Source organism: Gammaproteobacteria bacterium, assembly GCA_011375345.1.
Classification (GTDB): domain Bacteria; phylum Pseudomonadota; class Gammaproteobacteria; order DRLM01; family DRLM01; genus DRLM01.
Map to the genome: position 1 here is coordinate 1 of DRLM01000126.1, position 20,433 is coordinate 20,433.

Annotated in this window: 25 protein-coding genes and 1 pseudogene; 14 read left to right on the forward strand and 12 right to left on the reverse strand. The window is 65.8% G+C overall.

The window, feature by feature from the left end; genetic code table 11:
* Positions 1-762: 762 nt before the first annotated feature.
* The 8 genes and pseudogenes from ENJ19_09705 to ENJ19_09740 form a co-directional block, all read right to left on the reverse strand.
* A pseudogene (locus ENJ19_09705) lies at positions 763-867 on the reverse strand (BA14K family protein).
* Positions 868-1,254: 387 nt separating this feature from the next.
* Positions 1,255-1,944 (reverse strand): outer membrane lipoprotein carrier protein LolA, encoded by a 690-nt coding sequence (locus ENJ19_09710; protein HHM05998.1) that lies wholly within the window; start codon positions 1,942-1,944, stop codon positions 1,255-1,257.
* Entirely contained in the window at positions 1,941-2,351 is a 411-nt protein-coding gene (locus ENJ19_09715; GenBank protein ID HHM05999.1) for an acyl-CoA thioesterase, read from the reverse strand. The genes ENJ19_09710 and ENJ19_09715 overlap by 4 nt, the downstream gene beginning before the upstream one ends.
* A gap of 85 nt (positions 2,352-2,436) precedes the next feature.
* Positions 2,437-3,183, reverse strand: coding sequence for a glycosyltransferase family 2 protein (locus ENJ19_09720; GenBank protein HHM06000.1), 747 nt, complete (start codon positions 3,181-3,183; stop codon positions 2,437-2,439).
* Positions 3,180-3,545, reverse strand: coding sequence for a hypothetical protein (locus tag ENJ19_09725; protein ID HHM06001.1), 366 nt, complete (start codon positions 3,543-3,545; stop codon positions 3,180-3,182). Before ENJ19_09725 ends, ENJ19_09720 begins: the two co-directional genes overlap by 4 nt.
* Positions 3,542-3,793 carry an acyl carrier protein gene (locus ENJ19_09730; protein ID HHM06002.1) on the reverse strand — a complete coding sequence of 84 codons (252 nt, stop codon included), beginning with the start codon at positions 3,791-3,793 and terminating at the stop codon, positions 3,542-3,544. Before ENJ19_09730 ends, ENJ19_09725 begins: the two co-directional genes overlap by 4 nt.
* Positions 3,794-3,912: 119 nt before the next feature.
* On the reverse strand, positions 3,913-4,710 hold the full coding sequence (locus ENJ19_09735; protein ID HHM06003.1) for a 1-acyl-sn-glycerol-3-phosphate acyltransferase: 798 nt from the start codon (positions 4,708-4,710) through the stop codon (positions 3,913-3,915).
* Between the two features lie 64 nt (positions 4,711-4,774).
* Positions 4,775-5,743 carry a pteridine-dependent deoxygenase like protein gene (locus ENJ19_09740; protein ID HHM06004.1) on the reverse strand — a complete coding sequence of 323 codons (969 nt, stop codon included), beginning with the start codon at positions 5,741-5,743 and terminating at the stop codon, positions 4,775-4,777.
* Positions 5,744-5,925: 182 nt separating this feature from the next.
* On the opposite strand from ENJ19_09740, the gene ENJ19_09745 reads away from it, so the two are divergent.
* The 11 genes from ENJ19_09745 (at position 5,926) to ENJ19_09795 (ending at position 14,514) form a co-directional block, all read left to right on the forward strand.
* Positions 5,926-6,678: a methyltransferase domain-containing protein gene (locus ENJ19_09745; GenBank protein HHM06005.1), complete on the forward strand. Its 753-nt coding sequence runs from the start codon at positions 5,926-5,928 to the stop codon at positions 6,676-6,678.
* 2 nt (positions 6,679-6,680) lie between these two features.
* Positions 6,681-6,956: an acyl carrier protein gene (locus tag ENJ19_09750; protein ID HHM06006.1), complete on the forward strand. Its 276-nt coding sequence runs from the start codon at positions 6,681-6,683 to the stop codon at positions 6,954-6,956.
* A gap of 123 nt (positions 6,957-7,079) precedes the next feature.
* Positions 7,080-7,676: a hypothetical protein gene (locus tag ENJ19_09755; protein HHM06007.1), complete on the forward strand. Its 597-nt coding sequence runs from the start codon at positions 7,080-7,082 to the stop codon at positions 7,674-7,676.
* Complete coding sequence (locus tag ENJ19_09760; GenBank protein HHM06008.1) at positions 7,676-8,980, forward strand: acyl-CoA synthetase; 1,305 nt, start codon at positions 7,676-7,678, stop codon at positions 8,978-8,980. The genes ENJ19_09755 and ENJ19_09760 overlap by 1 nt, the downstream gene beginning before the upstream one ends.
* Positions 8,981-9,131: 151 nt before the next feature.
* Entirely contained in the window at positions 9,132-9,440 is a 309-nt protein-coding gene (locus ENJ19_09765; protein ID HHM06009.1) for a hypothetical protein, read from the forward strand.
* A complete protein-coding gene (locus ENJ19_09770) occupies positions 9,437-10,348 on the forward strand; it encodes a hypothetical protein (protein HHM06010.1) in 912 nt (303 codons plus the stop codon). The genes ENJ19_09765 and ENJ19_09770 overlap by 4 nt, the downstream gene beginning before the upstream one ends.
* Positions 10,329-11,516, forward strand: a complete 1,188-nt coding sequence (locus ENJ19_09775) for a beta-ketoacyl-[acyl-carrier-protein] synthase family protein (protein HHM06011.1) — start codon at positions 10,329-10,331, stop codon at positions 11,514-11,516. Before ENJ19_09770 ends, ENJ19_09775 begins: the two co-directional genes overlap by 20 nt.
* Positions 11,513-12,313, forward strand: coding sequence for a hypothetical protein (locus ENJ19_09780; protein ID HHM06012.1), 801 nt, complete (start codon positions 11,513-11,515; stop codon positions 12,311-12,313). Before ENJ19_09775 ends, ENJ19_09780 begins: the two co-directional genes overlap by 4 nt.
* Positions 12,304-12,732 carry a hydroxymyristoyl-ACP dehydratase gene (locus ENJ19_09785; protein HHM06013.1) on the forward strand — a complete coding sequence of 143 codons (429 nt, stop codon included), beginning with the start codon at positions 12,304-12,306 and terminating at the stop codon, positions 12,730-12,732. The genes ENJ19_09780 and ENJ19_09785 overlap by 10 nt, the downstream gene beginning before the upstream one ends.
* 144 nt (positions 12,733-12,876) lie before the next feature.
* A complete protein-coding gene (locus ENJ19_09790; GenBank protein ID HHM06014.1) occupies positions 12,877-13,650 on the forward strand; it encodes a hypothetical protein in 774 nt (257 codons plus the stop codon).
* 48 nt (positions 13,651-13,698) lie between these two features.
* Positions 13,699-14,514, forward strand: coding sequence for a 4'-phosphopantetheinyl transferase superfamily protein (locus tag ENJ19_09795; GenBank protein ID HHM06015.1), 816 nt, complete (start codon positions 13,699-13,701; stop codon positions 14,512-14,514).
* A gap of 2 nt (positions 14,515-14,516) precedes the next feature.
* On the opposite strand, the gene ENJ19_09800 is transcribed toward ENJ19_09795, so the two are convergent.
* On the reverse strand, positions 14,517-15,599 hold the full coding sequence (locus ENJ19_09800; protein HHM06016.1) for a 5-(carboxyamino)imidazole ribonucleotide synthase: 1,083 nt from the start codon (positions 15,597-15,599) through the stop codon (positions 14,517-14,519).
* Positions 15,596-16,111, reverse strand: coding sequence for a 5-(carboxyamino)imidazole ribonucleotide mutase (gene purE, locus ENJ19_09805; GenBank protein ID HHM06017.1), 516 nt, complete (start codon positions 16,109-16,111; stop codon positions 15,596-15,598). Before purE ends, ENJ19_09800 begins: the two co-directional genes overlap by 4 nt.
* 520 nt (positions 16,112-16,631) lie before the next feature.
* Between purE and ENJ19_09810 the strand changes: the two genes are divergently transcribed.
* From ENJ19_09810 to ENJ19_09820, 3 genes are all read left to right on the forward strand, one after another.
* A complete protein-coding gene (locus tag ENJ19_09810) occupies positions 16,632-17,024 on the forward strand; it encodes a DUF1353 domain-containing protein (protein ID HHM06018.1) in 393 nt (130 codons plus the stop codon).
* Positions 17,025-17,431: 407 nt separating this feature from the next.
* On the forward strand, positions 17,432-18,106 hold the full coding sequence (locus ENJ19_09815) for a Crp/Fnr family transcriptional regulator (protein ID HHM06019.1): 675 nt from the start codon (positions 17,432-17,434) through the stop codon (positions 18,104-18,106).
* A 70-nt stretch (positions 18,107-18,176) separates the two neighbouring features.
* Positions 18,177-18,365, forward strand: a complete 189-nt coding sequence (locus tag ENJ19_09820) for a DUF2892 domain-containing protein (GenBank protein HHM06020.1) — start codon at positions 18,177-18,179, stop codon at positions 18,363-18,365.
* A 62-nt stretch (positions 18,366-18,427) separates the two neighbouring features.
* Here the strand turns inward: ENJ19_09820 and ENJ19_09825 are convergent, their stop codons facing one another.
* A complete protein-coding gene (locus ENJ19_09825; GenBank protein HHM06021.1) occupies positions 18,428-19,768 on the reverse strand; it encodes an ATP-binding protein in 1,341 nt (446 codons plus the stop codon).
* Positions 19,765-20,433, reverse strand: coding sequence for a response regulator transcription factor (locus ENJ19_09830; protein HHM06022.1), 669 nt, complete (start codon positions 20,431-20,433; stop codon positions 19,765-19,767). The genes ENJ19_09825 and ENJ19_09830 overlap by 4 nt, the downstream gene beginning before the upstream one ends.

The window sequence follows — 20,433 nt, forward strand, 5'->3', positions numbered from 1 at the left end:
AGCGACAATGCGCCGGGCCGGAGCGGCGCTCCGGCGCGGGCCAGCCACGGCAAGGCCCCCGCCACAAACAGCCACGCCCCCACCAGGCCCACCACGGAAAACAAGGCCACCTGCCGCAAGCCGGGCAGCGACGTGGACGCCAGACAGGCATAGGCGATCACCGTGGTGACCAGGGCCAGCGCCATCCCGGGAAACACGGCGGCCAGGGCGGCGCGGCCGCCACCGCCCGCCCCCATGGCATACAAGCGGGTGAAAAAATGCAGGGCATAATCCACCGCCACACCGATCAGACTGGCGCCGAACACCAGGGTGAGCACATGCAGGCCGCCGAACACCGCATGGCTCACCCCCACGGCGCACAAACACCCGAACGCGATGGCCGTGAGGCTGAGCAACAGGGGGGTGAGGGAGCGAAAGGCCGCCCAGAACAACAGCACAATGCCCGCGAGCGAGCCCAGGGCAATGACGGACACGTCCCTTTGGGCCTGGGCGGCGGCGGCGGCGGCGTGGAAGACGAACCCCGAACGCAACACGGCCACGCCGGGATGGCGCCCGGCCACGGCGGCGCTCAGCGCAGCGACGGCCGCGGCCACCTGCCGCTGTTGCGCCAGGCTGAACGCGTCACCGCTCAGGCGGGCCGTAATCACGGCGTAGTGCTGCCGCGGGTTTTCCCGGCTCACCAGCACCAGCCCGTCCTCCCGCCGGCGGCCGCCGTCGTCGCTCAGAAGCTGGCGGATGTAATCATTGAAGAGGTACAGCGGGTCCTCCTCCGGCGTCGCCACCGCCGCCCAGCTGTCGATGCCATACAGGGCCCGCTCCGCCCGGACCAGCAAGGGCTGGACCGTCCCCGCCGCCAGGGCGGCCCGCTGCGACGCCGACAGCAAATGAAAGCGATATTGCTTCAGCAGGGTGACCAATGCCGCCGCGCCGCCGTCTTCATCCTGCACCGGCGCCAGGCCGGGGAGCCGGGCAAGATCGCGCTTAAGCGCCGCCGCGGCCGCCTTCACCGCGGCCTTGTCGGCGCCCGCGACGAGCAACACCAGGGTCTGGTTGGCACGCGCCAGCAAACGCCGGTTGGCGGCTTCCACCAGCGCCCCGTGCTGCACCGGTGGCAGCAAGGCGCGCAAACTCGCTTCAAACTGAAAGCCGCGCTGGCTTTGCTGCACCAGCAGTGCCAGCGCCCCCAACAACACCGCCGCCAACACCGCGCCCAAGATGCGCTGCCACCGCGCGGACAGGCTCAGCCCGCCGGGCTCAAGGCGCGGCGGCATCTTGCCCGGCTGGCGGCCATGCCGCACACAGCCCCCGCCCCGCGCCGAAATAGCGCCGGCAGGCGGCGGCACTCAGCCCGGGCAGCACCCGGAGCTGGGAAAACGCCACTTCGGTCACATCACCCCGGGCCGACCGCACCCGCAACCCCTCAATGAATTCCCCGCCATGAATGCTGGCGCCGCGCAGCACTTTCCCAAGCAGGGCGTCGCGCGGCCGCAAGTCCAGGGTCCAGCGCCCGCCCTCCACCTGCCAGTCAAGCTCAAACAGGCGCGCCAGGGCCTCGAGGTCGGCGCCGAAAAAGGCCAGCAGGATCTTATTGCTGTGCTTTTCCATGGCATTGGGGGGGCCGGCGGCGTCCGCCGCCACCCCCGGAGCCTGCCAGTGTATAGGGCCCTGGCCGGTGAAGGTGGTGGCACTGGTGAACGGGGTTTCGGTCCGCCAGTACAACCCGCCCTCGCGCCAGAAAACGAACCTGCCGGTGGACTTGAGAGAACGGGAAAAACCTTTCAAGCGGCGCTGTTGCACAAATTCACCTGCGACCAAGGCGTGGCTTTGCAAGCGCGTGATCACCTCTTGCAGCGCCTGGTTTTCCGCGGCCGGGGCGACGCAGGGCGCGGCCCAGACCAACAAGCCCCAGGCGAAACACCGCCACGAGTGCGGAAAACGCCTCATGGACGGGCAAGCCCCAGCTTCTGCCACAACACCGGCGGCGTTTCATAACACATCTGCTCGGTGTTCAAATCCACTGCCGCCTGCACCGTGTAGCCCTTGCTGAGCCTGAGGCCGCTGGCGGCATCGGTGATGAGATATTTGATTTTGAGGCGGTACTCCCACTCCGCGAGGGTGGCTTTGAGGCGGATCCGCTGGCCGTAACGCAGGGGTTTGGCATATTGGATGCGCAGGTCCACCACCGGCCAGGCATAGCCGGAGGCCAGCATGTCCTCGTAACCATACTGAAACGATTCCAGCAGCTGGCAGCGGACGATTTCCAGATATTTCACATAGCGCCCGTGCCAGACCACACCCAGGGCATCCACGTCGTGAAACGGCACGGTCAATTCGGTTTCTGCGCTTTTCATGGCCCGGTCTCGTCAGCCCCGCACCCGTCCGCGGACAAGGCGCCTGATCCGCTGCCCCGGGCCTGCCCTTTGCGGCGCTGCGCGGTCAACGGACCCTTTCCCACTTCCTCAGCAACAAACGGGGCAGGCGCCGCAACATGCCCACAAACAACCGGCTGTGCATGGCGGAAATCCGCAGATTGTCCCGCACCATGTGGAAATGAGAAGGCACGCCGTCAGGGTAGCGGACCTGGACCTCGATCTGCTCCAGCGGCACCCCCTCCCACAGCAGGCGCACCAGGATATCGGTGTCGAAGTCCATCCGTTTCCCGATCCCGGTGCGGTTCAATAACGCAACCGTGGCGGCCAGGGGATAGAGCCGGTAGCCGCACATGGAATCCCGGACCGCCGGGGACAGGGTGTGCAGCCACACCCAAAAATCAGTGATCGCGCGCCCGTAACGCCGCCCTTTGGGCATGCTGGCATAGGGACGGCAGCCGGCAATCACCGCCTCCGGCCGGGACCGCGCCGCGGCCAGAAAACGGGGCACCGCCGCCAGGTCATGCTGGCCGTCGGCGTCCACTTGCAGGGCGTGGCTGTATCCCGCCCGGGCGGCCGCCCGCAAACCGTCACCCACCACAACCCCCTTGCCCCGGTTGCGCTCGTGGCGAATCAGCATCACACCGGGGTGGGCGGCGGCCAGACGGGCCAGCACCGCGCGGCAGGCCCGGCCGCTGCCGTCGTCCATGAGATAACAGGGCAGATCCCGGGCCACGAGCGCCGCCACCACCGCGGCAATGTTTTCCCCGTGATTGTAAACGGGAATGACGACACAGGGCCGAAACACCTTTATTCCGCAAACACGATGTGGCCGGCAGAATAGCGGCTGCGCTCATCGAAATAGCAGAACCGGAGACCAGGCCGGTCCCGGAGCGCCCCAATGTGCAGGCTGAGGCGGGCGGCGGGCAGGATGGGGCGGGTGAACTTCAACCGCTCCAGCTTTGCAAACGCCCCCGCCGGCCGCAAACTCCCGGCCAGTTCCAAAACCCATTTGATCTGCACCACGCCGGGCAGGATGGGGTGAGCCGGAAAATGACCGCAAAAGAAAACGAGGTCGGTGGGAATATCAAGCGCGTATTCCACCCGGCCGGGCCGGGCGCGTTGCTCCAGGATGACGGGCGACTGGGAGTGTGCCACAACAGCTCCCGCCCTCAGCGCTCATTCAGCACCACATACACCGCCTCGACCACATCCTGTACGGTGCGGACATCCTTGAAATCCGAAGGCTGCATGCGTTTGCCGGTCAAGTCCTTGAGCTTGATCACCATGTCCACGGCGTCGATGCTGTCGATGTCCAGATCCTCGTACAACCTGGCCTCAGGTCGGATGGCCGCCGGATCGGTCTCGAACAGCTCCATGATGACGTTCTTCAGATGATCGTAAATGTCTGCTTTGCTGTGCATGATCTGATCCGCCTTGCCCCCCCTGGAAAATCATTATAAAGCAGCGCGGCGCCCGCAAGGGGCGCCAATTCTAACAGAGCGGGCCGCTCCCGCCACACAGGCGCCGGGAAAACCCACCCTCACGGACACGCGGCGAAATACCGGTCATGGTAGAAACGCTCCAGGACCGTGGTCAGCTCACGCGCCGCCCGCCCCGGCGTGGTTTTGGCCGCGGCGCGATACGGGGCAATGGAAATATCCGGCAGGATTTCGACGGTGAAATGAGGCACCTGGTCGGGCACCCGGTACCACTTTTGCCGCTTGAGCAGGGTGGCCGGTTCGCAGCGGATCAACACCGGGGTGATGTCGCAGTCCGCCGCCAGGGCCACGTGGGCGGTGCCACGCAAAAACTTAAGCGGCCGCCCGGGCCGGGAACGCGTTCCTTCGGGGAAAACGATGAGCGCATCCCCGCTGCGCAAAGAGGCCGCGCAGGCGGCGATCAGCTGCTCATGGTCATTGGCGATGTACCCCGCCGCAGTCACCGGCCCCCGGGTGAAGGGATTGCGCCACAGGCTGCTTTTGACGATGCAATTGGCATTTTCAATCAGGGCAATCAAAAACACCACGTCCAGCAGGGAGGGGTGGTTGGCGATCACCAGTTGCCCCGGGCGCAGCCGTTCCTGCCCCCGCAACTCGTAACTCAACAGGCCCAGACCCCGCATCAGCGCGATAAACAGCCGGAAAGTTCTGGAGACAGCGGCGCGGGCACAGGCCCGTTTTTTTTCTTTCGCCAGGGGAGCGGGGTAGACGAACGCGTACATCATCAGGGCAATGGCCGCGCCCCCCAAACCAAACAGCACAAAGCTGAGTCCGGTGGCAAACACCCGCCACCCCTTTCCCAGGCCGGCCTGCCACCGCTGAGCCCGCGGAACGCGCATACGTCAACGCCCCCCGGCACCCACGGGCAAAGACAGACCCCGGCACCGCGGCGGCTGTATCCGGCTAGCGCTCACCCACCCCCTCCAGTTCTATGGCCAGATCCCGGCGGCAGATATCACCGCGCAGCAGCACCAAGGGCACTTGGTCACCAAAATGCGCGCGCAGCCCCCGGCGCAGCCCCGCCGCCGCCTCGGGCTCCCGCAGGTAGGCTTTCACACCGGTCAGGCGCGGCGGCGCCGGCAGGGCCGCCCTCGCCGCCACATGTTGCAGCAGACCCTCGATATTGGCCAGGGTCACCCCGAGCTGGCCCGCGGGGTCACCCGGGTGCAGGGTGCGGTGACCCACCACGCTGGCAGTGCCGGAAAGGAACAGCTCAGCACCGCCGCGGGATTCAAGCAGCGTCGCCCGGGCAAAGGAAGGACTGCGGGGACCGTAGCAGCGGGGATAGCGGTAGGCGCTGACCTGCTGGGGGTTTTCGAAGTGCCGGGGAGGCACCTGGGCGGCAAGCAGATAAATCACCCCGTCCCCCCCGCCGTGGCCGATGGCACTGGCGGCGGGGTAGTGGGCCTCGGCATAGCCGGCGGCCTCGAAAGCCTGGGCCCGGCCGACGCAAAACCGCTTGTAGCGCTCGCCGTCCCCCTCACCCTGGTTGATGTGGGCGAAATAATTCCAGATCCGCAGAACATGCGGAAACCCCCGCGCCCGCGCCTGACCCAACAACAGGCCGTAAGCATCCCGCACCGCGGCGCCCAAATCCTGGCCGCGCCCCTCTTCAATGCGCCTGGCAAGCAGCAGCACAGCGTCGCTATGAGACCAGTGGCACCCCCCCTCCAGGCCGCTCACGACGGGCGCATCGCAGCGCCACACCTCCCGCCAAGGTTCCGGCGACAGCAACGGCAAGCCTGGGTTGATGTAGCGCGCCCCGAGTTCCACCTGCCCGGCGGCGCTGAAATCCACCACCGCCAGCACCCGCTCCGACTGTAGCAGTCGCTCGGCGGGCTCGGTAGAATAGCGGCACGTCAGTCTCGGCATGGGATCGCTGGCGAAGATAACAACACCCGGCGCCGTGGCAGCGGCCGAGTATTTATCCGTGGGGAAGTTCGGGGCGGAATACTATCACAAAGCCGGACCGCGCCACGGCCGTCCCGCCTCATCGCCACCGGACCGGCAGCCGCCCCGCTACCAACACCATCACAGACCCAGGACATGCGACCATGAAACCCGAGCAAAAAGCGCAGATTGCTCCCCATCCCGTGTTGCCGGAGTACTACGACAACGAAGGCACCCGCCGCAAAGTGGTGGACGCCATGTTCGACGCCTCCGCCCGCCACTACGACTGGATCACCACCATGATGAGCTTCGGCTCCGGCAAGTGGTACCGGCGCCAGGCCTTGTTGCGCGCCGGCGTGGCGCCGGGCATGCGGCTGCTGGATGCGGGCGCGGGCACCGGCGTCATCGCCCACATCGCCCAGGATATCACCGGCGAAGACGGCCTGGTGGTGGCGCTCGACCCCAGCAAGGGCATGCTGAACGAGGCGCGCAAACTGGGCGTGCAACACACCGCCCAGGGCCTGGGCGAAGGGCTGCCTTTCCCCGACAACAGCTTCGACCGGGTCACCATGGGCTATGCGCTGCGCCACGTGGCCGATCTCAAAACCTTGTTCGCCGAATACCTGCGGGTGCTGAAACCGGGCGGCGGAATGCTGATTCTGGAAATCACCCGGCCGGAAAACAAGCTCGGCCTGGCCGTGCTGAAGTGTTACCTGAAAGGCGTGGTGCCCACCCTCACCCGCTTGTTCCGCCGGAGCAGCGACGCCCAAAAACTCATGCGCTACTATTGGGACACCATCGAAAACTGCGTGCCCCCGGCCACCATCCTGGACGCCATGGCCCAGGCCGGCGTGCACCAGCCCCGGCGCCACGTGGTGCAGGGCATCTTCAGCGAATACAGCGGGAGCAAAACATAACCATGGCGCAGCAAAGCGAACAAGAACGGGAACTGGCGGCGGTGCTGGTGTCGGCCCTGGATCTGGACGACGTGGACCCTGCCGACATCGACCCACAGGCCCCCCTGTTCGGCGTGGACGCGCCCGACAGCCTGGGCCTGGATTCCATCGACGCCCTAGAAATCGCCCTGGCGGTGGCCCAGAACTACGGCGTGCAACTCAAAGCCGACGACGAAAACAACCGCGCCATCTTCGCCAGCCTGCGGGCCTTGTCCGAGCACATTGCGGCGAACCGTTGAGGCTGCCAGGCACCCATGGAACGTGACCGCTCCCCGATCCATCCCCTGTCTTTGAATACGCCCCACCTCCCCCCCCCCTTTGAAAAAAGGGGGGGGCCGGGGACGGCGGGCTGAGGCAAGGCCATGCAGCCTGCCCTGCTCATCGCCTACCCACTGTTTGTCCACCTGGGCGTGGCGCTGGACGTTCCCGCCCTGCACGTGCTGGCCATGATCTGTCTCGCCGCCGGGCTGCTCTACACGGGCCTTGCCGCGAGGCACCGTGACGCCTGGGGAATACTGGCCGGCGTCAGCCTGCTGGCCGCCGGCGTGGGCTACGCCGACTTCAGCCTCTACGTGCTGTATCTGCCGCCGATACTGATCCCGCTGCTGTTTTTCGCCGTGTTCCTGCGCTCTTTGCTGCCGGGCCAGGTGCCCCTGATCACCGCCATCGCCGATCAGGCCCGCGGGCCACTCTCAGACGCCATGCGCCGCTCCACCGACGCCTCCACAGCCATGTGGACCGTGCTGTTCGCCGCCATGACCCTGTGCTCCGCCGTGCTGCCCTGGCTGGCTTCTGCGGCCACCTGGTCGTTTGTCACCAATTTTCTGAACTATGCCGTGGTGGCACTGGTGTTCTTCGGTGAGTTCGCATATCGCCTGTGGCGCTTCCCCGAGCACAACCACCCCAGCTTTTGGGAGTATATTCTCATCGCGGTGCGCGCCAACATCGGGAAATCGTGATGACGGAGAAGGCCCTGCCCCTCATCAAAGACTACCGCCCGGAGGCGGTGTTGATTCAACAAGGCGGCAACCCCATCACCCAGAGCGAATTCCTCGCCGCCACCAGCGCGGCGGCCGAGGCACTGCCCGACGCGCCTTATCTCATCAACCTCTGCCGCGACCGCTACGCCTTCATGCTGGCCTTCTGTGCCGCCCTGCTGCGCCACCGCACCACCCTGCTGCCGCCCAACCGGCAGGCCGCGACGTTGGCGGAACTGGCGGCGGATTACCCCGGCGCTCACTACCTGTCCGACCGCGAGGAAGACCTGCCGGACATCCCCGGCATGACGGTCTCCGGCATCAAAGCCCCCGGTCCCGCACCTGCCGTGCCCGCCATCCCTGCCGACCACATCGCCGCCATCGCCCACACTTCCGGCAGCACCGGCAGACCCGAACCCATAGTGAAACCCTGGCGCACCCTGGCGGGCACGGCCGCCCTGTTGAACCGGCGTTTCAACAACGACGCGACCGTCACCCCCAGCGTCGTCGCCACCGTGCCTTCCCAGCACATGTACGGCCTGGAAATGACCGTGCTGCTGGCCCTGCAAGGCCGCGCCCGGCTGAACAGCGCCCATCCTTTTTACCCCAGCGATATCGCCGCCACCCTGGCCGCCGTCCCCGCGCCGCGGCTGCTGGTCACCACCCCTGCGCACCTGCGCGCCCTGCTGGGCAGCAATATCGAACTGCCGCCCGTGGCCAAAACCGTCTCCGCCACCGCGCCCCTGGCCCGGGAACTGGCCGCCCAAGCCGAACAAGGCTTCGGCGGCGCGGTGGAAGAAATCTACGGCTGCACCGAAGCCGGCAGCCTCGCCACCCGCCGCACCACCACCGGCGAACCCTGGCGGCTGCTGAACGGCATGCGGCTCACCCAAGGCCCGGACGGCCTGCGGGTCACCGGCCCCCAACTGCCCAACGCCCCGCTGCTGCAAGACCACCTGGAACTCATCGACGACACCCACTTCCGCTTCCTCGGGCGCGCCTCCGACACCATCAACGTCGCCGGCAAACGCGGTTCCCTGGCCGACCTCACCCTGAAGCTGTTGAGCGTGCCGGGCGTGGAAGACGCTTTCGTCTACCTGCCCGAAGGGGCCCGGCGCCCCGCCGCCGTGGTGGTATCAAAGCGCAGTGAACAGGCCCTGCTCAAAGACATGGCGGCAAAAGTGGACCCGGTGTTTCTGCCGCGGCCGTTGCGGAAAGTGGCGGCGATACCCAGGAATGAGACGGGCAAAGTGACGCGGGAACTACTCAAAACATTAGCGCCATGAACCGCTGCTCCTCCAACTCCCCTTTGAAAAGGGGGTTGGGGGGATTTGTCGAAATGAACAAACTGTCCTTATTTGAATTTGAAAATCCCCCCTGCCCCCCCTTTCCCAAAGGGGGGGATATGGAGTGTCTTGTCTTCGCGGGGGCATTGCGATGATCGAGATATTGCTCAAGGCCCCGGCCGAACATCCCTGCTACGCCGGGCATTTTCCCGGCCGGCCCATTGTCCCCGGTGCTTTGCTCACCCATTGGATTGTCCAGCATTGCCAACACACCTTTCCCGGCCACACGGTCACGGGCATTAAAGCGATGAAGTTTTTGCACGTGGTGGAACCGGGGGATGAATGCCTGGCACAGTTCTCGCTGAATGAGGCCGGTACCGAGGCGCGGGTGCTTTGCCGTACCGGCGGGACGGTGATCTGCAAAGGCACGCTGCGCCTGGCGGTGGATCCGGCGCCGTGAACGGCCATTGGTCCGAGCAAGGGGAGCGCAGCAATCGCCTGATGCAGACGCTGCTGGTGTGGATTGCGCTGAAGCTGGGGCGGCGCAGCGCGCGGCTCATACTTTATCCCACGGCGGCCTATTTTCTGCTTTTCCACGGCAGCGCCCGGCGCGCCTCGCAAAACTATTTGCGCAAAGTCCTGGGACGGACGCCGAGGTGGCGGGAGGTGTTTCAACACTTTCTCACCTTCGGCACGGTATCAGTGGACCGCTTGTTTTTTCTCTCCGGCCGCTTCGAGGAATTCGATATCGCGCTTGCCGGCCAGGAACTGTTCGGGCCCTTGCGGGCAAACCAGCAGGGCGCCTTGTTGCTGGTGGCGCATTTGGGCAGCTTCGATGCCATGCGGGTTTTGGGCGCCCGGGAGGGGACGCTGCCGCTCAAAATAGTGCTGGACCGCCGGCACAACGCCCGCGCCGCCACGCTCTTGGATGCCCTGGACCCGGCGCTGGCGGCCAACATCATCGACGCCGGCCGCCCCGCCCCGGAGTTGGTGCTGGCGCTGGATGACTGCCTCAAAAACGGCGCCATGGTGGGCATCATGGCCGACCGCGCCCGGCGGGACGAGCGGGTGCAGGCCGTGCCTTTTTTCGGTGAACCCGCCCACTTCCCCTTGGGCCCCTGGCAACTGGCCTTGAGCCTGAAAGTGCCGGTGATTCTGTGCTGCGGCCTGTACCGCGGCGGGAAGCGCTACAGCCTGCATTTTGAAACCCTCAGTCCCGGCATTGCGGCGGCCCGCGGCCAACGGGGCGAGGTACTGGGCCGGCATCTCGCCCATTACGCCGCCCGCCTGGAACACTACGCCCGCCTGGCGCCGTACAATTGGTTTAATTTTTACGATTTCTGGTCCCATGCAGCCCCTGACGATTAACGATTACACCCTGGTCACCGCCCTGGGCGCGGGACGGGCGGCCCAGCGCCGCGCCCTGCTGGCCGGCGAAACCGGCCTGGCGCCCTGCCGTTTTTTCGATATCACCGATTTGCCCACCTTCGTGGGCGAGGTGGCGGGGCTGGACGAGGTCACGCTGCCTACCGAACTGGCCGAGTTCGATTGCCGCAACAACCGCCTGGCCTGGCTGGCTTTGCAGCAAGACGGCTTCACCGCCACTGTGGCCGGGGCGGCGGACCGCTACGGGCCGGACCGCATCGGCGTGTACGTGGGCACCAGCACCGCCGGCATTCATCACACGGAGCTGGCCTATTTCGCCCGCGCCTCCATTGATGCGCCCCTGCCTGGCTGGTACCGCTACGACAGCACCCACAATATGTACTCGGTGGCGGAATTCGTGCGGCTGGCGCTGGGGCTGAACGGAATCAGTATGGCCATCTCCACCGCCTGTTCCTCCAGCGCCAAAGTGTTCGCCTCGGCTGAGCGGGCGATGGCGGGCGGTTTGATCGACGCGGCGGTGGTGGGCGGCGCGGACAGCCTGTGCCTTACCACGCTCTATGGTTTTCATTCCCTGCAACTGGTGGCCGACGAACTGTGCCGCCCGGCGGATGCGGCGCGGCGCGGCCTCAACATCGGCGAGGCGGCCGGGTTTGCGCTGCTGGAGCGGGACGGCGACCCGGCGCGGCCCAAACTGCTGGGATACGGGGAAAGCGGCGATGCCTATCACATGTCCTCCCCCTGCCCCGACGGCGCCGGGGCTTTGCTGGCCATGGGGGCCGCCTTGCGCCGTGCCGCTCTGGCAAGCGATGATATCGATTACATCAATCTGCACGGCACGGGCACCAAGACCAACGATCTGGCCGAGTGCACCGCCGTGCAGCGCCTGTTCGGGCCACGCACACCCTGCAGCTCCACCAAAGGCTGGACCGGGCACACCCTGGGTGCGGCGGGGATCGTGGAAATCGCGTTTTCACTGCTCGCTCTGGAGCACGGTTTTATGCCGCAAAGCCTGAATACGCGGGAGGTGGACCCGGCCATCACCTGCCGCATTGTCACCGAAACGCGGCATGCGCCGCTGGGGCGGGTGCTGTCCAATTCCTTTGGCTTTGGCGGCAGCAATTGCAGTTTGATTGTGGGTGCGGGGGCATGAAACCGGTCTACGTGAATGCGGTGGGGCTGGTGGCGCCGGGCCTGCCCGGCTGGCATCACGGCCACGCGGTACTAAAGGGCGAGGCACCCTTTGTCGATGAACCGCTCACCCTGCCCAAACCGGCCCGCCTGCCCACCAACGAACGCCGCCGCGCCACTGAGCTGATCAGGCTCGCGTTTCAGGTTTGTGCCGATGCGGTGGACGGGCGTGACCTGGCTGTGGACCAACTGGCCTCGGTGTTCGCGTCCTCGGGGGGGGATTATCACATCGTGGATCAAATCTTCCGCGCCTTGAGCAAACCGGAGCGGCAGGTCTCGCCCACACAGTTCCACAACTCGGTGCACAACGCCGCAGCGGGTTACTGGAGCATCGCCACGGGTTCGCAGGCGCCCTCCACCAGTCTGTCCGGCCACGATTTCACGGTAAGCGCGGGCTTGCTGGAAGCGGCATTGTTGTGCAACGCCGAACAACGTCACACCTTGTTCGCGGTATACGACGTGCAGCCGCCCGAGCCCTTGCTCACAGCGCGGCCCATTGCGGCGCCCTTTGCGGCGGCTTTGTTGTTGTCGCCGGACCGCGGGCCGGACGCCATCGCCGCCCTGCAGTGCGCGGTCGAACCGGCTGCAGCGGGCGAATCCGCCGCGACCGACCCGGCCTTGGAAACCGTCCGCCAGGGCAACCCCGCCGCACGCATCCTGCCCTTGCTGACATGCCTGGCCCGGCAACAAAACGACACCGTGCACCTCGCCATGGCCGGCACGCAAACACTAACCGTGGAGGTGAGCACGTGCCGCTGACGCGCAAAGACATCGCCCGCCTGATTCCGCACGGTGCAAGCATGTCTTTGCTGGATGCGGTGGCGGGGTGGGATACCGACCGCATCCTGTGCACCACCACCTCGCACCGCCGCGGCGGCAATCCTTTGTGGGCAGGCGGCATGCTGCCCAGCGCCTGTTTGATCGAGTACGGCGCGCAGGCGGCGGCCCTGCACTGCGCGCTGGGCCGCCAAGGCCAGGCGCTCACCGGCCCCGCCTATCTGGGGTCAGTAAAAGACGCGCAGTGGCACAGCGAAACCGTCAATAAATCCATCGACAAGCTGCACATCGAAGCACGCTGCGTGATGCAGCAGAGCGGCGGCGCAATCTACCAGATCAAGGCATCGGCCGGGGCGCAGCCGCTCATCGAGGCGCGCATCGTGCTCGTCCAGGCCGTCTGAGCGTTACATCACGCTGCGGTTTTTCCCAATGATTTTCAGGAGCACTTAAACCGGCGCGGCCGAGGGTGTTATAAACTGAAAAGGAAAACGGCAGATTCAACCGCCATTCACTCTGCCAGTCACCACTTTCTCAGGGAGGGTGTCATGAATTTCAAATCCCAACGTACACGGTTGTTCGCGCTGTTGCTCCCCGTCCTCGGATGGCTTGCCACACCGGCCGCCTTCGCCACCGCCGAGGATGTGGAAGCGGAAATCCAGCACTACATCGACGTGTTCCGCCACGGCGGCTTCGATGCGCGCCACGAGGCAATGGGGGAACTGAAGTGGTCCGGCATTTCCGACCCCCGTGTCTACGACATCATCGAAGCGGCGCTGCTGAAAAACTTCACCGACACGCGGCCGAGGCACGTTGACGAAAACGCCTGGTATGCCAAAACCCTGGCGATATCCGGCCTGGAGAAATACCGCGCCACCTTGCAAAAAATCCACGATGAGACCAACAGCAGCAAACTCAAGAAACACGTGGCCTGGGCGCTGGCCCGAATTAATGACTACGCCCGCTGGAACCCCGTCATCGCCCGGGGCCTGGCGGAGGCGCCGCCCGGCGGCCTGGCCGCCGCCCGGGTACGCAACCTGCTGAACTCGGACATTCCCGAACTCATCCGCGCGGGCGGCAAGCGGGTGTACTTCGCCCACAATGCGGACGATGCCCTGCTTGAACTGACCAAGGACACTTTACTCAAGCACTACCGGAGCGTGGGCACAGACCGGGTGGACGTGGATGCCCTGGCCTGGCTGTGCAAAGCCCTGGCGAAGTCGGGGCAGCCTCAGTACAAGTCTGTACTCGAAGAGGTTGCAGAAAATACGACCAGTAAAAAACTGGCCAAATATGCCAAAAAGTACGCCAGAAAACTCTGACACCACCCCCCTCCGCCGCCGGTATGGCCTCAAGAGGCCTGCAGGAAGGTGCGCCCCGGGGAGGAGGGAGGGATACCCCCCCACTCAGTGGCGAGGGTAACCGCCATCACCCTGGACGAGGCCGACATTCACCTGTGGCTGTGCCACCAGCGGGACGGGGTGGATGCGTGCTTAAGGCGGCGTTACCTCGCACTGTTGGCGGCAGAGGAACGTGCCCGTTACGACAGCATCACGCGAGACGCGGTGCGGCGCTGTTTTCTGCTCAGCCGCGCCTTATTGCGCACCACCCTGTCGCACTATGCCCCGGTCGCGCCGGCAGACTGGGAATTCTGCACCAACGCACACGGCAAGCCCGAAATTCTCTCGCCGGCACTCCCCCTGCGGTTCAATCTCAGCCACGGCGGTGATTATGCCGGCTGCGCCGTCACTCTCAATGCCCGCCTCGGCGTGGATATTGAAGCGGCGCACCGCCAGACCCGGGCCCAGGCCATCGCCAAACACTATTTTTCAAAAGCCGAATATGATGATTTGCTGCGCCAGCCCCATGCCAGGCAGGGGGAGCGTTTTTTCGACTACTGGACATTGAAGGAAGCTTACGTCAAAGCCTTGGGCACGGGGCTGGCCACTTCGCTGAAGTCGTTCGGCTTTGAGCTGCGAAAGGAAAAACCCATTGCGGTGCGCTTTTTCGACAAAGCCCTGGGGGAGCCGGACAAGTGGTGGTTTGCGCTGTATCGCACCCCGGCGGACCACCGCCTGGCGCTGGCCTGGGAGCGTTGTCCGACCCCGCCGCCCGTGGTGCGCGCCTTCCGCACGGTGCCTCTGGAAGGGTGTCGCCCCTTGTCTTTGGTCCCCGCTTTGGGGTGATGCTACGGGCCCACCAGGTCGAGCACCTGTTGCAACACCCGCTCCTGCGCCGCCGGTTCCGCCAAAGAGACGGTCACGTGGCCGAGCTTCCGCCCCGGCCGTGCTTCCTTGCCATAGAGATGCACACGGGCACCGGGAATGGCGAGGAGCCGGGCGATGTCCGGCGGCTCCCCGATGAGGTTGACCATGGCCGCCGGCGCCACGGCGGCGGTGGCGCCCAGGGGAAAACCCAAAATGGCACGCAGATGGTTTTCGAACTGGCTGGTGAGGGCGCCTTCGATGGTCCAGTGGCCGGTGTTGTGCACCCGCGGGGCGATTTCATTGGCCAGCAGGCGCCCGCCCACCTGAAAGAGTTCCAGTGCCAGCACGCCCACATAGTCCAGGGCATCCAGCAATGCCGTGCCATGGGACTCGGCCCGGGCCTGCAGGGGATGGCCGGGGCGGCACTGGGACAGGCGCAGGATGCCGTCCCGGTGGACGTTCTCGGTGAGGGGATAAAAAGCCGTGTCCCCGCCGCGGCCGCGCACGGCGATGAGGGACAACTCGCGCTCGAAGGGAACCTGCTCCTCCAGCAGGCAGGGCACCCCCGCCAGGCGCGCCCAGGCGCCGGCCAGCTCCCCCCGCTCGCGCAGCACGGCCTGGCCCTTGCCGTCGTAACCCAGGGTGCGGGTCTTCAACACGGCGGGCAGACCGAGGTCGTCCACCGCCGCCATCAAGCCCTCCAGGCTGTCCACCGCGCGATAGCGGGGGGTGGGAATGCCCAGTCCGGTGAAGCATGTTTTTTCCGCCAGCCGGTCCTGGGCCGTGGCCAGCGCTGGCGCCGGGGGATATGCCGGCACCCGCTCGGCCAGCACGGCCATGGTGGCCGCGGGCACGTTTTCAAACTCGAAGGTAACCACATGAGCCGCGTCCGCCAGGCGTTGCAGGGCGGCGCGGTCGCGGTAATCGGCGCAAAAGTGCGTCCCCAGCGACGCCGCACAGGCATCGGGCGCGGGGTCGAGGAAGGCGAATTTCAGTCCCAGGGGATGGCCGGCCAGGGCCAGCATGCGGGCCAGCTGCCCGCCGCCCACGATGCCGATGATCATTCCCCGCTCCGTGGATCCGGCCCGGCCAGCACGTTCTCGGTTTGTTTTTCGCGAAAAGCGTCCAGGGCCTCACGCAAAGGGGGGTATTTATTGGCCAGCATGGCAGTGGCCAGCAGCGCCGCATTCACCGCCCCGGCCCGCCCGATGGCCAAGGCCCCCACCGGCACCCCGGCAGGCATTTGCACAATGGAGAGCAAAGAATCCATCCCCTGCAGGGCCTTGGACTGCACCGGCACCCCCAGCACCGGCAGGGTGGTTTTGGCGGCCGTCATGCCCGGCAGGTGGGCCGCCCCGCCGGCGCCGGCGATAATCACCTCCAGCCCCCGCTCCGCGGCGCCCTCAGCGTAGGCAAACAGCAAGTCCGGCGTGCGGTGGGCGGAGACCACCCGCACCTCGTGGGGCACGCCCAGGGCGGCCAGGGTGTCTGCGGCATGACGCAGGGTGTCCCAGTCGGAGGTGGAACCCATAATAACGCCCACCAGCGGCTTGTCGGCATGTTCCGGGGTAGTCATGGGCTTATGATAACCCAGGCGCAGCCGGCGTGGCGCCCCCGGAGGCTGGTTCAGCACGCGCAAATCCAGCTTGCCCCGGGCCACCGGCGGACACCAGCAACAGCCGCCGGCGAGGGGCCGGCTGAAGCGGAAACGGGGCGTCGGGAATGCCATCTTCCCCGCCCCCCATGCACCGCAGCAAGGCTTCAAAAGCCGCCAGGGAATGGCCAAAGGCGACGAAATTCAAACCCGCCTCCTCCGGCTCCACCTTATCTCCCTTGCGGCGGCCGATGGCGTAATCCTGTTCCCGCCGCTCCATGGCAAACGCACCGCCCGATGACACCTCAATCAACCCGGCAATTAAAATTGCCGGGTCCGCTCTGTCGCGGCACGGGGATGCCAAGACAGCCTTGGTGGACCCGCAGCATATCTGATATAAAGATCAGTGCCTCTCTTTGAAGTCTGAAAGAGTCAAGCAGGATCCAGGAAGGCTATTTGTCGTACCCATCATTCCTTAAGGAAACCACAGGGAGAAACAACCATGGGTATCGTTCAGGCATTTCTCGTTGTCATCGGCTTGTCTCTTGCTCTCTACTTCATCATGTCGTTTTTCTACGAACATCTGCTCAAAAAAGCCGTGCCCCACCTTGCGCCGGACAATATGCCCGAATTGCAACCGCTCCCCATCCCCACAAAACACCTGCCGGGGAGTGTCAGGAAAATCCTGGCGGGGCTGTTTGGGGTGCGCCAGTGGCGGGTGCTTGAAAACCGGGAATATAAAATCAACGCCGGCACCGCCGTGGTGATGCCTAAGGGTTTTGTGTGCGACGGTGCCTCCATCCCCCGGCCGCTGTGGGCGTTATTGAGCCCCACGGGCTTGCTGTTGATTCCGGGGCTGCTGCATGATTACGGCTACAAATACGACATGCTGTGAAAAAAAGCCGGGAGGGGCGAAATCAAGCCCTACTGCAAGGGAGCGGGCAAAGCGCATCGGAACCGGTTGTTCCGCGACGTGGGCAATGAAGTCAACGGCTTCAGCCTGACCCACCAGCTGGGCGCGCACTACGGCGGCAGGGGGCCGCGGCAGGCCCATCGCGACAACAACAGCACGCCCACGAAACCGGAACTGGAGATCAAGACAGCTTTAAGGACGCTCTGATTTTATTCAGAGAACTCGCGGCACAGGGATGTGCCAACACCTCCGTGCAAGGCGCGCACCGCACCCCGTTCCCGCTGCCTGACACAAGACCGCCCGTCACAAAGCGGCGCAAAGCCACCGGCTTTTTGTATTTTGTGCCACTATTTAAGGACGGTGCGCGACGCGCACCCTGCCATTCATTTATGACAACACCTATTAGATGGGAACCCTTGTTTCCCCAACTCGCTGCCCCCGCAGACGCGGCGCTGGCACAACTCATGGCAACCGCCAGACCCCTGGTGGCACCGGCGGACGCGGTGGTGTTCAGCCCCGGCACGCCCTGCCAAAGTTATCTCCTGGTTCTGCAGGGCTCGGTGCGGGTGAGCTTAAGTGCCGAAAACGGGCGGGAGATCGTGCTCTACCGGGTGCGGGCGGGCGAGTCCTGCATCCTCACCACGTCTTGCCTGCTGGGCGCGACCCGCTACCCTGCCGTGGGCATCACGGAAACGGAGACCACGGCGCTGTCCCTGCCCCTGGCCGCTTTCAACCGGGCCCTGGAGGGCTCCGCGGCCTTTCGCCGTTTCGTGTTTGCCCGCCTGGGGGAACGCCTGGCGGCGGTGATCGCCCGGATGGAGGAGGTGGCCTTCCGCTCCATCGATTCGCGCCTGGCCGCTGCCCTGCTGGCGTTCAGTGAGGCCACGCCCGAGCTGCGCCTCACTCATCAGTCCCTGGCGACAGAACTGGGCACAGCGCGGGAGGTGATCTCCCGCCACCTGAAGCGGTTTGAAGAACAGGGGTGGGTACGGCTGGGGCGGGGGACGATCACCGTGCTGGACCGCGCCGCCCTGGCGCGGGCGGGCGAGGGCGAGACTCGGTGACCCAGTCACTGAAGGGGCGCAACACGGCCTGCTATGGTGCGGTCATCAATCCAAACTGGAGGATAGAGCAATGACTGCCAATGTGGGACAGCTCGACCGCACCATCCGCATCGTGCTGGGCCTGGTGTTGATCAGCCTGGTGTTCGTCGGCCCGCAAACGCCCTGGGGCTGGATCGGCGCGGTGTTTCTCGTGACCGGCCTGGTGAAATTCTGCCCGGCTTATGCCGTGCTGGGCCTGCGCACCAATAAGAACAAATAGGAGCAAACCGCGGACTTGGAGGCGCAATCGCGGCGCCCGGGACGCCGCATTGCGCCGGCGGCTCAGGCCGCCGGCCGCCCCAGCCGCAGCGCCACCTTGAAGCCCCCCAGGACAGCCGAGCGCCCCAGGCGCATCTCGCCGCCGTAGTGCTGCACGATGTCGCGGGCAATGGCCAGACCCAGGCCGTGGCCGCGGGTGCCTTCGTCCAGACGCCTGCCCCGCTGAAACAACGCGGCCACGTCGGCGGCCGCCACGCCGGCCCCGTCGTCCTCGATCATTATCTCCCCTTCCCCCGCCGCGCTCAGGGACACGCGCACCCGCCGCTGGGCCCATTTGCAGGCATTGTCCAGCAGGTTGCCGAACAATTCCAGCAGGTCTTCCCGCTCGCCGCGCAGCACCAGGCCGGGCGGCAGGTCCAGTTCAATGTCCAGGGCCTTGTCCCGGTAAATCCGCTGCAAGGTGTCCACCAGCGGCGGCAGTTCCCGGGCCGGCTCGAAGCGCTGGCCGGGTACCACACCACCGGCCAGGCGGGCGCGTTTGAGTTCCCGCTGGAGGTATTGGTCAATGCTGGCAGTGTGTTCGAGCAATTCGGCACGGAGTTCCGGATGGGCCGCGAGGGTGTCGCTGGCGGCCACTTGCTGCAACACCGTGAGGGGCGTTTTCAGCGCATGGGCGAGATTGCCCACGGCGTTGCGGGAGCGTTCCAGACGCTGGCGGATCAGCCCGATGAGGCGGTTGATTTCTTCCACCAGGGGCGCCACTTCCTTGGGCAGACCGACAGCGGACAAGCGGTGCACCTCGCCGTATTCCAGCTCGCGCAGTTCGGCCTGGGCGCGCCTCAGGGGCCGCAGGCTGCGCCGGACCACCCAGGCCTGGAGCAGCAGCACCCCACCCAGCGCCACCAGGGCCCCCCCCAGGTAACGCCAGCGAAAGGTGTTGAAATCCTCTTCGATGGGCGAATAGTCTTCCGCCACCACCACGGTCACCGGGTGGCCGGCTTTTTCGTAGGCGGCGGCGAGCATCAACAGGGTTTGCCCGGCCGGGCCGCTGCCCAGGCTGAGCCGGGTCTGGCCCGGCGCCGGCGCGGCACCCGGATACGCCATGTCGCTGTCCCACAGGGAGCGGGAGCGCAGCACAAGCTGCCCGGTCTGGACGCGGTAATAGTGACCGGAGTACGGCCGCCGGAATATGGGCCCCACCCGCTGTTCGTCCACCACCGGCCGGCCCGCCGGATCGAACTGGAGCAAGGCCAGCAGGCCTTCGGCGTCGTGCTTCAGGCGCTCGGCCACATAGGCCCCGGTGAGATGGCGCAGGGCCGCATCCACCACGTAGCCCTGCGCCAGAAATACGGCGAGAAGCACCGCTGCCAGCCCCAGGCCCAAACGCGCGGCCAGGGAATTCACGGCGGCTCCGGCCGAAACACATAGCCCTGCCCACGGCGGGTTTCAATATGGGCCTTGCCGATTTTGTGCCGCAGGCGGTTGACGTAGACTTCGATGACGTTGCTGTCTTTGTCAGAATCGTAATCGTAGACATGCTCCGCCAGGCGGCTTTTCGACAGCACCCTCCCGGGATGCAACATGAAACAGCGCAACAGGCGGAATTCAACACCGGTAAGTTCCCGTTCCCCGCCCCGGGCGGTGCGCACGGTCTGGCGCTCTTCATCCAGTACCAGGCCGCCCTGCCGCACACTGCCACCGGTCAGGCCGTGGCCCCGCCGGATCAGGGCGTTGAGCCGGGCGATGAGTTCGGCCACGTGAAAGGGCTTGGCCAGGTAATCGTCCGCCCCGGCCTTGAAGCCCTCCACTTTTTCATGCCAGGCATCACGGGCAGTGAGGATGAGCACCGGCAGATTCCGGCCGGTGGCGCGCCAGTGGCGCAGCACCTCCAGCCCGGGACGGCGCGGCAGCCCCAGATCCAGAACCACGGCGTCATAGGGCTCGGCGCTGCCCAGGTATTCACCGTCCACCCCGTTGTCCGCCACATCCACGGCGAAACCCGCCCGGGTGAGTTCCCCCTTGAGACGCCGGCTCAGCGCCGCATCATCTTCCACCAGCAACAGACGCAC

Coding starts and splice junctions, on each gene's coding strand:
- ENJ19_09710 (HHM05998.1), bottom strand. CDS start 1,944: ATGAGGCGTTTTCCGCACTCGTGGCGGTGTTTCGCCTGGGGCTTGTTG.
- ENJ19_09715 (HHM05999.1), bottom strand. CDS start 2,351: ATGAAAAGCGCAGAAACCGAATTGACCGTGCCGTTTCACGACGTGGAT.
- ENJ19_09730 (HHM06002.1), bottom strand. CDS start 3,793: ATGCACAGCAAAGCAGACATTTACGATCATCTGAAGAACGTCATCATG.
- ENJ19_09735 (HHM06003.1), bottom strand. CDS start 4,710: ATGCGCGTTCCGCGGGCTCAGCGGTGGCAGGCCGGCCTGGGAAAGGGG.
- ENJ19_09740 (HHM06004.1), bottom strand. CDS start 5,743: ATGCCGAGACTGACGTGCCGCTATTCTACCGAGCCCGCCGAGCGACTG.
- ENJ19_09745 (HHM06005.1), top strand. CDS start 5,926: ATGAAACCCGAGCAAAAAGCGCAGATTGCTCCCCATCCCGTGTTGCCG.
- ENJ19_09750 (HHM06006.1), top strand. CDS start 6,681: ATGGCGCAGCAAAGCGAACAAGAACGGGAACTGGCGGCGGTGCTGGTG.
- ENJ19_09755 (HHM06007.1), top strand. CDS start 7,080: ATGCAGCCTGCCCTGCTCATCGCCTACCCACTGTTTGTCCACCTGGGC.
- ENJ19_09760 (HHM06008.1), top strand. CDS start 7,676: ATGACGGAGAAGGCCCTGCCCCTCATCAAAGACTACCGCCCGGAGGCG.
- ENJ19_09765 (HHM06009.1), top strand. CDS start 9,132: ATGATCGAGATATTGCTCAAGGCCCCGGCCGAACATCCCTGCTACGCC.
- ENJ19_09775 (HHM06011.1), top strand. CDS start 10,329: ATGCAGCCCCTGACGATTAACGATTACACCCTGGTCACCGCCCTGGGC.
- ENJ19_09780 (HHM06012.1), top strand. CDS start 11,513: ATGAAACCGGTCTACGTGAATGCGGTGGGGCTGGTGGCGCCGGGCCTG.
- ENJ19_09790 (HHM06014.1), top strand. CDS start 12,877: ATGAATTTCAAATCCCAACGTACACGGTTGTTCGCGCTGTTGCTCCCC.
- ENJ19_09800 (HHM06016.1), bottom strand. CDS start 15,599: ATGATCATCGGCATCGTGGGCGGCGGGCAGCTGGCCCGCATGCTGGCC.
- purE (HHM06017.1), bottom strand. CDS start 16,111: ATGACTACCCCGGAACATGCCGACAAGCCGCTGGTGGGCGTTATTATG.
- ENJ19_09810 (HHM06018.1), top strand. CDS start 16,632: ATGGGTATCGTTCAGGCATTTCTCGTTGTCATCGGCTTGTCTCTTGCT.
- ENJ19_09815 (HHM06019.1), top strand. CDS start 17,432: ATGACAACACCTATTAGATGGGAACCCTTGTTTCCCCAACTCGCTGCC.
- ENJ19_09820 (HHM06020.1), top strand. CDS start 18,177: ATGACTGCCAATGTGGGACAGCTCGACCGCACCATCCGCATCGTGCTG.